The sequence below is a fragment of the Bacteroides sp. OM05-10AA genome (assembly GCF_003439055.1).
Classification (GTDB): domain Bacteria; phylum Bacteroidota; class Bacteroidia; order Bacteroidales; family Bacteroidaceae; genus Bacteroides; species Bacteroides intestinigallinarum.
In genome coordinates, this window is the sequence record NZ_QSUR01000033.1 from 36,928 (window position 1) to 51,797 (window position 14,870).

Annotated in this window: 10 protein-coding genes; 3 read left to right on the forward strand and 7 right to left on the reverse strand. The window is 42.8% G+C overall.

Features of this window, described 5'->3' with window-relative positions:
• Positions 1–238: 238 nt before the first annotated feature.
• Positions 239–1,666: a VWA domain-containing protein gene (locus tag DXB58_RS21310; protein ID WP_199488000.1), complete on the reverse strand. Its 1,428-nt coding sequence runs from the start codon at positions 1,664–1,666 to the stop codon at positions 239–241.
• Positions 1,641–3,215, reverse strand: coding sequence for an AAA family ATPase (locus tag DXB58_RS21315; RefSeq protein ID WP_122138218.1), 1,575 nt, complete (start codon positions 3,213–3,215; stop codon positions 1,641–1,643). Before DXB58_RS21315 ends, DXB58_RS21310 begins: the two co-directional genes overlap by 26 nt.
• Before the next feature lie 213 nt (positions 3,216–3,428).
• Between DXB58_RS21315 and DXB58_RS21320 the strand changes: the two genes are divergently transcribed.
• The 3 genes from DXB58_RS21320 (at position 3,429) to DXB58_RS21330 (ending at position 7,998) form a co-directional block, all read left to right on the forward strand.
• On the forward strand, positions 3,429–3,872 hold the full coding sequence (locus DXB58_RS21320) for a hypothetical protein (RefSeq protein WP_122138205.1): 444 nt from the start codon (positions 3,429–3,431) through the stop codon (positions 3,870–3,872).
• A gap of 262 nt (positions 3,873–4,134) precedes the next feature.
• Positions 4,135–5,799: a putative transporter gene (locus DXB58_RS21325; RefSeq protein WP_004297845.1), complete on the forward strand. Its 1,665-nt coding sequence runs from the start codon at positions 4,135–4,137 to the stop codon at positions 5,797–5,799.
• Positions 5,800–6,003: 204 nt separating this feature from the next.
• Entirely contained in the window at positions 6,004–7,998 is a 1,995-nt protein-coding gene (locus DXB58_RS21330) for a fructose-1,6-bisphosphatase (RefSeq protein ID WP_122138206.1), read from the forward strand.
• 214 nt (positions 7,999–8,212) lie between these two features.
• Here the strand turns inward: DXB58_RS21330 and DXB58_RS21335 are convergent, their stop codons facing one another.
• From DXB58_RS21335 to DXB58_RS21355, 5 genes are all read right to left on the reverse strand, one after another.
• Complete coding sequence (locus DXB58_RS21335; protein WP_117933025.1) at positions 8,213–9,361, reverse strand: LA_2272 family surface repeat-containing protein; 1,149 nt, start codon at positions 9,359–9,361, stop codon at positions 8,213–8,215.
• Between the two features lie 45 nt (positions 9,362–9,406).
• Complete coding sequence (locus DXB58_RS21340; protein WP_122138207.1) at positions 9,407–11,065, reverse strand: AMP-binding protein; 1,659 nt, start codon at positions 11,063–11,065, stop codon at positions 9,407–9,409.
• A gap of 252 nt (positions 11,066–11,317) precedes the next feature.
• Positions 11,318–12,388: a GDP-L-fucose synthase gene (locus DXB58_RS21345; protein ID WP_122138208.1), complete on the reverse strand. Its 1,071-nt coding sequence runs from the start codon at positions 12,386–12,388 to the stop codon at positions 11,318–11,320.
• Positions 12,389–12,491: 103 nt separating this feature from the next.
• Positions 12,492–13,562 carry a GDP-mannose 4,6-dehydratase gene (gene gmd, locus DXB58_RS21350; RefSeq protein WP_117933029.1) on the reverse strand — a complete coding sequence of 357 codons (1,071 nt, stop codon included), beginning with the start codon at positions 13,560–13,562 and terminating at the stop codon, positions 12,492–12,494.
• A 93-nt stretch (positions 13,563–13,655) separates the two neighbouring features.
• Complete coding sequence (locus tag DXB58_RS21355; RefSeq protein WP_004297835.1) at positions 13,656–14,825, reverse strand: dicarboxylate/amino acid:cation symporter; 1,170 nt, start codon at positions 14,823–14,825, stop codon at positions 13,656–13,658.
• Positions 14,826–14,870 lie beyond the last annotated feature (45 nt).

Sequence of the window (14,870 nt, forward strand, 5' to 3'; positions counted from 1 at the left end):
TATTGACGCTATCCGTTCATTATAGTGACGGTATCTTCATGGGATAGGGTAACCATCGGGATTGGATAGTGACGGTATATTTAACCTTGGAAAAGGGCATAAAAAAAGGCTATCTATCCCAGACAGCCAATCTTTTGTTAACCTTAAATCTAATACTATGAAAAACACAGTACAAATATACGGACTTCTGGTGAATTTGCAAATAAAGCAAGAAAAAAGAGATGTTTTATAACATTGATTAAATATTTGATTCCTCAATTCTATTTTTATTAAGATTTTCAGCGTTTTGAACACTATATTCCCAATATTTATCACATAATTTCAGATAACTGGTCTCGGCACTTTTGCCTCCTAAAGAAATGGCATACATCTTTGTTTGTTTTGCTTTTGCATGTTCTATGGACTGGGATAGCAGTTTATCGACGGGACGCATCTCAAAATCCGATACGGTGATGATGTCTGCTTCCATATATCCTTCTTCTCTGATTTTTCGCAGAGCATGCGTGATGACTGGTTCCATATCTGTGCCACCATGAAAAGATTGGCTTAGAAAATCGACAAGGCGGTCGAAACTACTTCCTAAATCGGTTATTTCAATACACTCGATATCATCGGAAAAAAGGATGACGTAACATTTCCGATGTTGTACTTCTGTCAATTCGGCAATGGCAAGTAGAGTAGATTTCGCAATTCTTTCCCGTTCGCCTGCCATAGAACCGGAAGTGTCCAGACAAACGATGAAAGGGCCTTCGGCTTCTTCGGACACTTCATTTCCTACTGTTTTCTTATCATTGATGGTTTGCTTCTCGTGCGATTGATAATCGATGACTTGTAGTCTCTTCTCTATGAAACGCTCGAAAAATATGGGTTGCAGGCTCTTCTCCGCCAGATAACAGTATTCCAGAGGGAGAAGACTATTCAAATCATTTCCTTCACAAATGCCTGCAATATCGCTTCGGGTGGCGTGAGATATAATTTGTTCCCGATGAATACCTGCGGTCATTTTGAAACGTTTCCGGCTACTTTGGTGTTTCTTGCCTAAGATTTCTACCAGTTCGCGGATAACGGGATTTCGTTTGATCGTTTCTTCGTATTCTAAAATCTGTTCCGCTATCTGTTTATGATTGCGAAGCAGCCAGACGAGGCGTGAGCCACCGCGTACCGGAAGATTTTTGGCTAATGACAGTTGAATACGGTAGAAATCCTCACAGAGTTGCTCGATATGTTCCATCTGATAGTTGAACTCATTGTTCGAGAGCAGCGTATGCCACTTGTCGAAAAAGAGAGTCCGTAGCGCTTTCCATTCTTTGGAACGCGGGCTGATTGCATCAAAACGTTGGAGATAGTATTTTACGTTGAGGTCTACCAGGTGATATTTCATGGAGAAGGGGTATGCGCTGTTTTTCAGGAATTGAAGAAACTTTGCGTCCGATGCTTCATTCATTTCATGAAAGTATTCCCATTGTGATGCATAACGGGAGTAGAAATCTTGCAGGGAGGGTTGTGTGTGACGAAAATACAGGTGAATGTCCGCATCCAGTTCTTCGGGACGGATAATCAGATTGTGTAGTTGTTCGTCGTACACATCATAGGCTATTCCCTGCAATTTGTCGTAATAAATGTCTTGCAGGTGTTTGAACCTAATACTCTCTGTTCTCTTGTTCATGGGCATGAGCGATGATGCGAAGTTCGTTCCGGTAGTTCTCTATGATATGTGCAGTTTCCCCTAAGATTCGCTTAATTTTGCTTTTTTGCGATGAGCTTAAGAAAAGATGTTCCTTTGTATATGCTGTTTCCCGCTCGGAGATTGTTTTATATTCTACCTCCATCTGATGAAGTAAATCTATCACTTCCTGCAATGTAAATTCGAACGGAGTACTGCCGTCCTGCTGTGCTGGCAAAGGTTCGCAATTATCATAACATAGTAGTGGATACTCCTGATTGTTGACGAAAACGGATCGTTTCCCTTTTCGGAGGGAATAAATATTCTTTTGTGCGATATTTCTGTTCTTTACGAAATCGTAGGCTTTCAGGATTTTGTTGACCGGACGGAATTTATCCTGTTGGATATAAAACAACCGGTTGCTGTCTTTCCTCAAAGACTGGTAATCCGAAGCAAAGATGAGTAAATTTCCGGCAATATGGTAACCTTCTATGCGATGATAGAAGGTATCTACGACCTGGATTCCCGGATCGCTAAGTTCCCGTAGGCTGTGTTCGGACTTCATGTTTTCTTTCAATGTATCCAGTTTCTGTTCCAGTCGTTTTTCTCCCAATAAATAGGTATTGATTCCCCGTGCAATCGACTGTTCCACTATGTTTTCGATGATGGGGAGCTGCGAAACTTCATCCCACAGGCAGGCACTCATCAGCAAGCAGTCGGAGAAGTGAATTCCCGGAGATTCGTTCAGATAGGCCGAGGTGCGGAGCAGACCTACTATTTTTTTCCAACGGCGGTCGGATATATAGATCGGAGGGGTGTTTTCATCCCGCCCTGTATTATATTGCTCGATTTCTCGTTTGATATTGTGAATCAGCTCGAAGATGGTATAGTGGATACCTACTTTCTCACTTTCAGCTTGTATTTGATTGTATAATTCATCGTCTACCTGGAGTTTTGCCGGGATTTCAGGTTCTACTTCCCGTGTAGAAGAAATCATCTGGTCGAAAGCATATTCCTGTTCAATGCATCCGACAAACTGGCGGATCAGGAAACGGTCGTATAAGGCTTCCAGTCCTTCACCTTTTGCGGGTAGTTCGTTGGACGCGGCAATCAGTGCTTTCAGAGGAACACGCACCGTAAATTGTCCGTTGCGATATATCTTTTCATTGATTACTGTCAAAAGAGAATTTTGGATAGCAGGACCGGCTTTCCATATTTCATCCAGGAAGACAATCGATGCTGTCGGCAAGTATCCTTTTGTAATACGTTCGTATGTATCTTCATCTTTCAATTTTGAGATGGAGACGGGGCCGAATATTTCATCCGGTGTACTGAAACGGGACATCAGATATTCAAAAGCATCCGCATCTTTAAAAGCCAGTTTGAGCCTGCGCGCCACTAAGCTCTTGGCTACTCCCGGAGGGCCCAATAGAAAGATACTTTCACCTGCCATGGCAGATAATAGGGAGAGTGCGATGGTATGTTCTTTTTCGAATACCCCCTCATTGAGGGATTTCAGCAGTTGGGTGATATGGGATTTGATTGACTTCATGCGACAGATGATTTCATGTGTTGTTAGCAGGAGGCAAAGATACAAGAATTCTTTGAAATAGACTTCATTGGGGGGATTTACCCCTAGATTTAGGCAATTTCCTCCCGATAAGTAGGAGTTTTCAGTTTTAGATGGAAAATTCATTCTCTACTTTTGTTCTATCGAAAGATAAATGATAGATAATAATTAGAGAACCGTTAAAAATAAAGGAATATGAAAACGAACACATTTAAATACTTCGGTTTGGCTTTGATGGCTATATTGATGGTAAGTTTTACCTCTTGCGAAGTGGAAATAGACAGTTTCTATGATGATGATAATAATGGTGCAGGGTACTATAATCGTTCGGCTGATTTGTGTAGCCGTACCTGGGTTAGTTTCTACCGGGACATGGACGGTAACTATTGCTGTCAGGAACTGGATTTCTTTTTAGATCGTACGGGAATTGACTATATACGGGTGGAATATCCTAACGGAGCAGTAGAGCAGTATGAATATAATTTCCGTTGGAGCTGGGAGAATTATGCGCAGACTTCCATTCGTATGTCATACGGACCGAATGATGTTTCATACTTGGATGATGTGTACATCGGTGGAAACAGGCTAAGCGGTTATCTGGACGGACGAAATAACTTTGTAGAGTTTCAGGGGAAATGATGAAAGATCAAACGGAAAGAAACAGAGGGAAAAAGATCGTTTGATGGATAACAAGATGCAGGTGAAAAGAGATGGATAAGATAGTTAAGATAGAAATAGGATAGTTATTAGGAACAAAATAATAGGTAACGAAGTAAAAGGGTAATCAATAAGATTTCAGGATACATGATTCAGGGTATAAATAGGGCGCGAAATGAGAGCTTAAAAGTTTTGAACCGGACTAAATAGTTTTTATCTTTGCGCCCTATTAGTTTTTATATACATGGAGTGGTTATATAGTCTATTTCTCGAACATTCTGCCTTACAGGCTGTTGTGGTACTTTCATTGATTTCTGCCATTGGTCTGGGCTTGGGAAGAGTGCATTTCTGGGGAGTTTCCCTGGGAGTCACTTTTGTTTTTTTTGCAGGCATCCTCGCCGGCCATCTCGGGCTTTCGGTCGATCCGCAGATGTTGAACTACGCAGAAAGTTTCGGACTGGTCATTTTCGTTTATTCTCTCGGTTTGCAAGTCGGTCCCGGTTTCTTCAGCTCTTTCCGCAAAGGAGGGGTGACATTGAATATGCTGGCATTGGGAGTTGTTCTGTTGGGAACATTGTTGACGGTGGTGGCCAGTTATGCGACAGGTGTCTCTCTTCCTGATATGGTTGGTATCCTTTGTGGAGCAACGACGAATACTCCGGCGTTGGGAGCTGCACAACAAACATTAAAACAGATGGGAATGGACAGCAGTACTCCTGCTTTAGGATGTGCGGTAGCCTATCCGATGGGGGTAGTTGGTGTAATCCTTGCCGTTTTATTAATTCGCAAAGTGCTGGTTCGCAAAGAAGACTTGGAGATAAAAGAGAAAGACGATGCGAACAAAACCTACATTGCAGCGTTTCAAGTACACAATCCTGCTATTTTCAATAAAAGCATCAAGGATATAGCTCGCATGAGTTACCCGAAGTTTGTCATCTCCCGCTTATGGCGTGACGGACATGTAAGTATTCCGACTTCTGACAAGATATTGAAGGAAGGTGACCGTTTGCTGGTGGTAACTGCGGAGAAAGATGCTTTGGCCTTGACCGTGCTTTTTGGTGAACAGGAAAATACGGATTGGAATAAAGAGGACATTGACTGGAATGCGATTGATAGTGAATTGATTTCGCAACGTATTGTCGTTACCCGCCCTGAACTGAATGGTAAGAAACTCGGTTCACTCCGGTTGAGAAATCATTATGGGATTAACATCAGTCGCGTTTACCGGTCGGGTGTGCAGTTGCTTGCTACTCCGGGATTGGTACTTCAATTAGGAGACCGCCTGACGGTAGTGGGAGAGGCTGCTGCTATTCAGAATGTGGAGAAAGTACTTGGAAATGCTGTAAAAAGTTTGAAAGAACCCAATCTGGTTGTTGTGTTTATCGGCATCGTACTCGGTTTGGCATTGGGGGCTATTCCTTTCTCTTTTCCGGGTGTCAGTACTCCTGTGAAGCTGGGATTAGCGGGTGGACCGATTATCGTTGGTATCCTTCTGGGAACTTTTGGACCGCGGATACACATGATTACTTATACCACCCGTAGCGCGAATCTGATGCTGCGTGCCTTAGGACTTTCCATGTACCTTGCTTGTCTGGGACTGGATGCCGGAGCTCATTTTTTTGACACCGTATTCCGTCCGGAAGGTTTGTTATGGATCGCTTTAGGAGCCGGATTGACTATTGTTCCAACCGTACTGGTGGGGTTTGTGGCTTTCAAGATGATGAAGATTGATTTCGGTACTGTATCCGGTATGTTGTGCGGAAGTATGGCAAATCCGATGGCACTGAACTATGTAAACGATACAATTCCCGGCGACAACCCATCCGTAGCCTACGCAACTGTTTATCCGCTGTGTATGTTCCTGCGGGTAATTATCGCTCAAGTGTTGTTAATGTTCTTGTTAAATTGAGAATTGAGAATTGAAAATAGAGAAATGATGGATTTGTAAATAAAAAGAAGTCATTTCTTAATCAGGAATCGTTTAAAATAGATAAATTTGTAACAATAAAAGGAGAGGAATTCATAAATTCCTTTTTTGAGTTACTAAATGGAAGTTGTCAACTAATAATAAGTTGCCGATTAATAAATTGTAAATAGTAAAATAATAAATAGAATGACTGCTCAAAGTAACATAACTCCTGAAAGCATTGTGAGTGATCTCCGTTACCTGCAACTGCTTTCCCGAAGTTTTCCTACCATTGCCGATGCCAGTACGGAAATAATCAACTTAGAGGCTATCTTAAATCTACCGAAAGGGACAGAACATTTCCTGACTGATATTCATGGAGAATATGAAGCTTTTCAGCATGTGCTGAAAAATGCTTCCGGTGCGGTAAAACGTAAAGTAAATGAAATATTCGGCAACACTCTTCGTGAAGCTGAAAAGAAAGAAATCTGCACGTTGATTTATTATCCCGAAGAGAAACTCCAATTGGTGAAGGCCCGTGAAAAGGATCTGGATGATTGGTATCTGATTACGCTGAACCAACTGGTGAAAGTCTGTCAGAACGTGTCTTCCAAATATACCCGTTCGAAGGTTCGTAAATCACTACCTGCCGAATTCTCTTATATCATTCAGGAGTTATTGCACGAATCGTCTATCGAACCGAATAAGCATGCTTATATTAATGTAATTATCAGCACGATTATCACTACGAAGCGTGCCGACGATTTCATTATCGCTATGTGTAATCTGATTCAGCGCTTGACTATTGATTCTCTTCATATTGTAGGTGATATTTACGACCGTGGTCCCGGTGCACATATCATTATGGATACATTGTGTAATTACCACAACTTCGATATTCAATGGGGAAATCATGATATTCTTTGGATGGGAGCAGCTTCCGGTAATGATAGTTGTATCGCTAACGTGATACGTATGTCCATGCGCTATGGTAATCTGGGTACACTTGAAGACGGATACGGAATCAATTTGCTTCCATTGGCTACTTTTGCAATGGATACGTATGCCGATGATCCTTGCACCATCTTCATGCCGAAAATGAACTTTGCCGATGCTCATTATAATGAGAAGACTTTGCGCCTGATTACTCAAATGCATAAAGCCATTACCATTATCCAGTTTAAGTTGGAAGCTGAAATCATCGACCGCCGTCCGGAATTCGGAATGGCTAATCGTAAACTTTTGGAGAAGATTGATTTTGAACGCGGCGTCTTTGTATATGAAGGAAAAGAATATGCTTTGCGTGATACCAACTTCCCGACTGTAGACCCGGCAAATCCTTACCGATTGACTGAAGAAGAACGTGAATTGGTAGAAAAGATTCATTATTCATTTATGAATAGTGAGAAATTGAAGAAGCACATGCGTTGTCTGTTTACCTATGGCGGCATGTATCTGGTTTCAAACTCGAATCTTCTTTATCATGCTTCTGTTCCTCTGAATGAGGATGGCAGCTTTAAACATGTCAAAATACGTGGTAAGGAATACTGGGGACATAAATTGCTGGATAAAGCCGATCAATTGATCCGTACCGCTTATTTCGATGAAGAGGGAGAGGAGGATAAGGAATTTGCTATGGATTATATCTGGTATATGTGGTGTGGTCCGGAAGCTCCTTTGTTTGATAAAGATAAGATGGCGACTTTTGAGCGCTATTTTGTAGAAGATAAAGAGTTGCATAAAGAAAAGAAAGGCTATTATTACACATTGCGTAACCGGGAAGATATTTGTGACCAGATTTTGACAGAGTTTGGAGCTTCAGGGCCTCATTCGCATATTATCAACGGTCATGTGCCTGTGAAGACGATTCAGGGAGAACAACCTATGAAAGCCAATGGCAAGCTTTTTGTGATTGATGGTGGTTTTTCAAAAGCTTATCAGCCGGAAACGGGAATTGCGGGATATACGCTTGTTTATCATTCTCATGGTATGCAACTCGTACAGCACGAACCGTTCCAATCCCGTCAGAAAGCCATTGAAGAGGGGCTTGATATCAAATCGACCAACTTCGTTCTCGAATTTAATTCGCAACGAATGATGGTGAAAGATACCGATAAGGGAAAAGAACTGGTGACTCAAATACAGGATTTGAAGAAATTGCTTGTTGCTTATCGTACTGGTCTGATAAAGGAAAAGATATAAATACTATCTCTTTGCAATATAAAATTCAATAATTTTTAGTGTTTTGAGTGATTCGTTCCACCTAGGTGGGACTAAACAGCGACCTGGGTGGGACGAAAGGAAAACCTTGGTGGAACGAAACAAACATCCAGGTGGAACGAATTATAATTAGTAAGGCAATGTCTTGATATTAGTGTTTTAATCTTTTCAGCAGTATATCTTGCCTGATTCCTGTTTAGAAAAGAACAATACCTGCTTCTATAATCGCCCCTTTATCGTAATTGCTTGATTTATTATAGAATCTGGTTAACCCATAACCACCTGTTGCAAAGATGCCGAACTTCCTGGTAAATTGATATTCCAGATTGGCACGTGCCTGCAATGCGTATAAACGTTTCGGAATTACCTCGTCTTTGTTATCGAACGCCTCGATATGCTGGTAGCCAAGGTCTCCGCTGATGGATAAGCCTTTGTAAAGAGGGAAGGACAAACCGGCACGATAGGATGCACTTGCCGAAAACTTATCATTCAACCCCTGATACATGGAGCCGACTCCCAGAATGGTATAAAACAATTGGTTCTTGAAGCGTACACCTATATTGGCAGGCGTAGCATTTCCACCATACACCATCATTTGTACTCTTGTATCAGGATTCGCATTAACCAATCCGAGTTGGAATCCCTTCATATCTTCTTTGTAATAATTGACAAGGCCAATTTGAAGTCCGCGGGCCTGCGTTGCATAATTACATAATGCTATTTGCACCCCATTCAGTTTCGATGCGGTTATGTTGGCAATTCCTGCAATCTGCAAGCCGTTCATGTGTTCGCCTACTACATTCAAAAGTCCGGAAGCCATCAAGCCGCCGAAGCTCTGCCCTGTAATATTTGCCGCTCCGGAAAAGTGTAGCCCCGAAGCCATATTGCCCGTCACATTCATGAAACCGCTAATCATTAACCCCGAGGTATTATCTCCTCCGATACTGGTTAAACCGGATATGATTACTCCCTGCGTTCTGTCGCCGGTGATATTTACCAGTCCGGCAGCAGAAAGTCCTACGGTGTTGTTACCGCTGATATTACTGATACCGGCCAGTTGGACACCCCTCATTGTTCCGCCTGCCAGGTTGGCTAATCCGGTGATCTGTACTCCGTTCATGTCACCATGTACCACACTTCCCAATGCATTGATACCCACACCGTTCAAGCGATTCATTGTAGACAGGAGACCGATGTTCACATAAGTCGTCTGTGTACTGTCATGCGGTTGCGTACAAATATCTTTCCAGATGGATATATTAATACCTGCACTCTTGTTTTGTGCCGGTAAACAAACGGCAGCCATTAGTATAGCTGCCGTGAATATTGTTTTCTTTATCTTCATTCCTTTCTCTTTTCGGTTTAAGTTATATCTCTATGCAGCTTTATATTAGCCTTTTGCTTCCTGATATAAATAACGTTTGATGCTCTTCTTCGGTGTCTTTTCGAATTCTTCCGGATAGATTTTCATCTTGGATATTTGGCTGTAGGCCGGTAGCATATCATTCAGTGCCACACGGTTTTCTTCCATTATTTGCTCGATGTCTTCATTCTTGAGACCGTGAGCGAAAGCGTCGTCAAAATCAGGATAAACAAGTCCGACAAGTTTTTCGTTTTGCTGAACGATAATACTTTCAGCCACGTATGGCAGGTTGTTCAATTTATCTTCAATTTCTTCCGGGTAGATATTCTGTCCGCTGGCACTCAATAACAGGTTCTTGCTGCGTCCTCTGATCGTAACATTTCCTTCGGCATCCATCAAAGCCAGGTCACCTGTATGCAGCCATCCGTCTTTGTCGATAACTTCTTGGGTAGCTTCTTCGTTTTTGTAATATCCCAACATCACATTCGGGCCCTTACATACGACTTCGCCAACAATGTTTTCGGGATCAGATGACAACACTTTCACATCCATACGTGGCACAGCTTTTCCGCATGAACCCGGTTTGAATCTTCTCCAATCCTCGTAGCAGATAATCGGACCACATTCCGTCATTCCATATCCTACTGTATAAGGGAAATCAATCATTTTCAAGAACTGTTCTACTTCCTGATTGAAAGCAGCACCTCCTACAATAACAGCTTTGAAGTTTCCGCCGAATGCCTTAATCATTTCTTCGCGTACCGTTGCTTTTATCTTGTCATTGATGATAGGTACTTTTAGTAAGATCTTCATTGCAGGAGTTTCCAGTTTCGGAAGTACGCTCTTCTTGATGATTTTTTCGATGATAAGCGGTACGGCAACAATCAGATTCGGTTTCACCTCTTCGAAAGCTTGGAAAATGATTTTCGGACTCGGCATGCGGGTAAGGAAGTAGATGTGGCAACCCACGGAGAACTCATAAAGGAATTCGAAAGCCAGTCCGTACATATGTGCCATAGGGAGCATGGATACGATCTTATCTCCGGCTTGCAGGTCTAACACTTCAAAAGCAAATTTGGTATTCGACCACAGACTGCGATAGGGGAGCATTACTCCTTTCGAGTAACTTGTTGTTCCTGAAGTATAATTGATAACAGCCAGTTCTTCCGGTTCATCCTTATGATAAGCGATGTGCTCTGTGCGGAAATTCTTCGGATATTTTTTGCCGAACATTTCGTTCAGGTGTTCGCGTGCATAAGTCAGTCGTTCGCTGCGTGACACTAGCAGGGTGAAGTCGTTCATCATCAGGATACCCTCCAGTAGCGGCATTGCCGACTCATTCAGGTTTTCCCATACCATATCTCCTACAAGCAGTAATTTTGCTTCGGAATGGTTGACGATGTTATGTATATTGTCCGCTTTAAATTCATGGAGGATGGGTACAACAACTGCCCCATACGTCAGTGTAGCAAGGAAAGTGACTCCCCAATGTGAGCTGTTTCTTCCGCAAACAGCAATCTTATCCCCTTTGCGGATTCCACTTTCTTCAAAAATGATATGGAGTTTTTCGATCTTGCGAGCTACGTCTTTATACTGTAAAGTTGCACCTTTATAATCGGTCAGGGCATCCAGGTCCCAATTATTTTTGATACTATTCTCAATGTAGGCTATAAAACTTTGTTCCATTGTTTTGCACATTTGGTATTAATTTGTGCAAATATAGCAATTATATTAAGAATGAAGAATTAAGAGGGAAGAATTTTTGGAAATGGGGAAGGGCGATGTAGTGAGATTACGACAGGCTGGTAGGAGGAAAGATTATGCTTATAGCTAATTTCATTATGCTATAACCAAAAAACATTATGCTATAATCAAAAAAAAATATGCTATAAGCAAAAATAATTCTGCTCATAGCATATTGATTGATTCTTTAAATTCTTATTTCAAGTACCATTCGTACATTCTTTGTACGCCTTCCTCGATTTCAATTTTATGGTGCCACCCCAAAGAGTGCAGTTTCGAAGGATCGGTCAGCTTGCGCATAGTGCCGTCCGGTTTGCTGCTGTCGAAGGTCAGTTTTCCTTGATACCCTACAGTTTCTACAATACGTTCGGCCAGCTGACGGATGGTGATTTCCTTACCGGTGCCGATATTGATATGGCAGTTGCGGATATCTTTGCTACCTTCTTTATAGGTATCTTTGAAGTCTACGTGCTCCATTACGAAGACGCTGGCATCTGCCATTTCTTCGCTCCAAAGGAACTCGCGGAGTGGAGTACCTGTACCCCAAAGAGTGACTTCCGTTTGGCTGATTCCGTATTTTTGCAGAATAGTCAGGATTTCTTCTTTCGGACTGTCGCCGTTGACGCCTTCCACCGGACGCAGATTCATATCCTTGCGTACAGCTTCCCAGTTTCCTTCTTTCAGACAGTGTGCCAGATGAATCTTTCGGATCATGGCAGGCAGTACATGACTGCGTTCCAAGTCGAAATTATCATTCGGTCCGTAAAGGTTTGTCGGCATCACAGCGATGTAGTTCGTTCCATATTGCAGGTTGAAACTTTCGCACATTTTCAGTCCGGCAATTTTAGCGATTGCATACGGCTCGTTGGTATATTCCAACGGTGAAGTAAGCAATACATCTTCCTTCATCGGCTGTTCGGCGTCACGTGGATAAATACATGTGCTACCCAAGAAGAGCAACTTCTTTACATGGTGACGGAAGCTCTCTCCGATGATATTCTGTTGAATTTGCAGATTCTTGTAGATAAAGTCGGCACGGTAGATGCTGTTCGCCATGATACCACCCACAAAGGCAGCAGCAAGGAATACATATTCCGGTTGTTCTTCATCGAAAAAATTACGGACAGCCGTGCCATCCAGCAGATCAAGCTCTTTGTGAGTGCGGCCTACCAGATTGGTGTATCCTTTATCCTGCAAATTCTTCCAGATAGCAGATCCCACAAGTCCGCGGTGTCCTGCTACATATATCTTTGCATTCTTTTCCATTCTATCTTTTATTAGTTCACCACAGAGGACACAGAGGACACGGAGGATTTTATTTTTTTCTCTGTGTCCTCTGCGTCCTCTGTGGTGAAATGAAATTCATTTTTTAGTGTTTGGTAGCAATCATTCGTCTCACTTTCTCCATATCGTGGCGAACCATGATACTTACCAGTTCTTCGAATGATGTTTTACGCGGATCCCAGCCCAACAGTGTTTTAGCTTTAGTCGGGTCGCCCAGCAATTGTTCTACTTCCGATGGACGGAAATACTTCGGATCAACTTCTACCAGAGATTTTCCGGTAGCTACGTCGATACCTTTTTCATTTACGCCTTCACCTTCCCAACGAAGTTCGATCCCTGCTTCTTTGAATGCTAACGTTGCGAATTCGCGCACCGTGTGCATTTCTCCGGTAGCAATAACGAAATCTTCGGGAACATCATGTTGCAGGATCAGCCACATACATTCGATGTAATCCTTGGCATATCCCCAGTCGCGGCGTGCGTCCAGATTACCCAAGTATAGCTTGTCCTGTTCGCCCTGTGCGATACGTGCGGCAGCAAGCGAAATTTTACGGGTAACGAACGTCTCACCACGGCGTTCGCTCTCGTGATTGAACAAAATACCGTTTACTGCAAACATACCATAGCTTTCGCGGTAGTTTTTAGTAATCCAGAAACCATATTGTTTGGCTACCCCATACGGAGAACGGGGATAGAATGGAGTTGTCTCTTTTTGTGGAACTTCCTGCACCTTACCGAACAATTCGGAAGTAGAAGCCTGATAGATGCGGGTTTTCTTTTCCAGTCCCAGGATGCGTACAGCTTCGAGCATACGCAACGTACCGATAGCATCCGCTTCGGCAGTGTATTCCGGAACGTCGAACGAAACCTTCACGTGGCTTTGAGCTGCGAGATTGTAGATTTCATCCGGTTGCACCTGTTGAATAATACGAATTAACGAACTAGAATCTGTCATATCCCCATAATGCAGATTAATCGTACGTTTCTGTTTCATGTCGCGCACCCACTCGTCAAAATACAAATGCTCAATACGTCCTGTATTGAACGAAGAAGAACGACGGAGTATACCGTGTACTTCGTAACCTTTTTGCAATAGAAATTCGGCAAGATAAGAACCATCTTGCCCGGTGATGCCTGAAATTAGGGCTTTTTTCATACGCTAATTATTTATATAATTGAAAATGTGGGTGCAAATGTCGGCATTTTTTGTGACCTAGCCAAGTGACTTTCCAATTATTTTTCAGCACAGTCATTCAGCACGGTTTTTTCCCATTATTTTGTCGATAATCAAAGCGATAGCTCCGTCTCCCGTCACATTGCAGGCAGTGCCGAAACTATCCATAGCGATGTAAAGCGCAATCATCAAAGCCTGTGCCGATTCGTCGAAACCGAGCATGGATTGCAGAATCCCCAGGGAAGCCATGATTGCTCCACCCGGAACTCCCGGAGCAGCTACCATAGTGATACCCAGCATAAAGATAAACCCGGCAAACAGGGGGAAGTCGAACGGCATTCCCTGCATCATCATCAATGCCAGTGCGCAGGCTACAATTTTCAGTGTACTGCCCGATAGATGGATGGTGGCACATAGCGGAATCACAAATCCGGCTACTTCAGCAGATACTCCGTTCTTTTTGGTCTGTTCCAGCGTCACGGGAATGGTGGCTGCAGATGATTGTGTACCCAATGCCGTGAAGTAAGCGGGCAGCATTTTGCTAAGCAATTTGAATGGATTTCTATGCACAAACAATGCCGCAATGGAATACTGAAAAACCAACAGGAAAATATGAAGAACGAAGATGACTCCGATAATTTTAATAAACACCATCAGGATAGAATATACTTGTCCCGAATGTGTCATGTTGAGGAATATGCCGAAGATATAAAGCGGTAGCAACGGTAGAATGACGGCACTTATCATTCGTACGATAATTTCCTGAAAATCACGTGCCACATTTTTCAATGCGTCGCTGTTGAGTGACGCCAGTCCTAACCCCAGTGTGAAAGCTAAAACCAGAGCTGTCATTACGTTCATCAGTGGCGGAATGGAGACGGAGAAGTAGGGGAGGATTCCCTGCGCTTCGCTTACTTCTTCAAGTGGTGCGCCCGGTTCGATGAGCGAAGGAAATACTGTGACTCCTGTGAAGTAGGAGAGAAAGCCTGAAAAAAGAGTAGCGAAGTAGGCGATCAAAGCCGTCACGAGTAGCATTTTTCCTGCGCCTTTTCCGATGTCGGCAATAGCCACAGTAACCAGTCCGACGATAATCAATGGGATAGAGAAATTGAGAAATTCACTGAAAATGCCATTGAACGTAACAAATATTCGCACTAGCGGAGCCGGGAAAACTGTGCCGATGGCAATACCCAAAATGATGGCGATAACGATGCGTGCCAACAAACCGATTTTGATCTTCTTCATCCTTGATTTTATTTGTAGACCACAAAAATAATATTTTAATCTAAA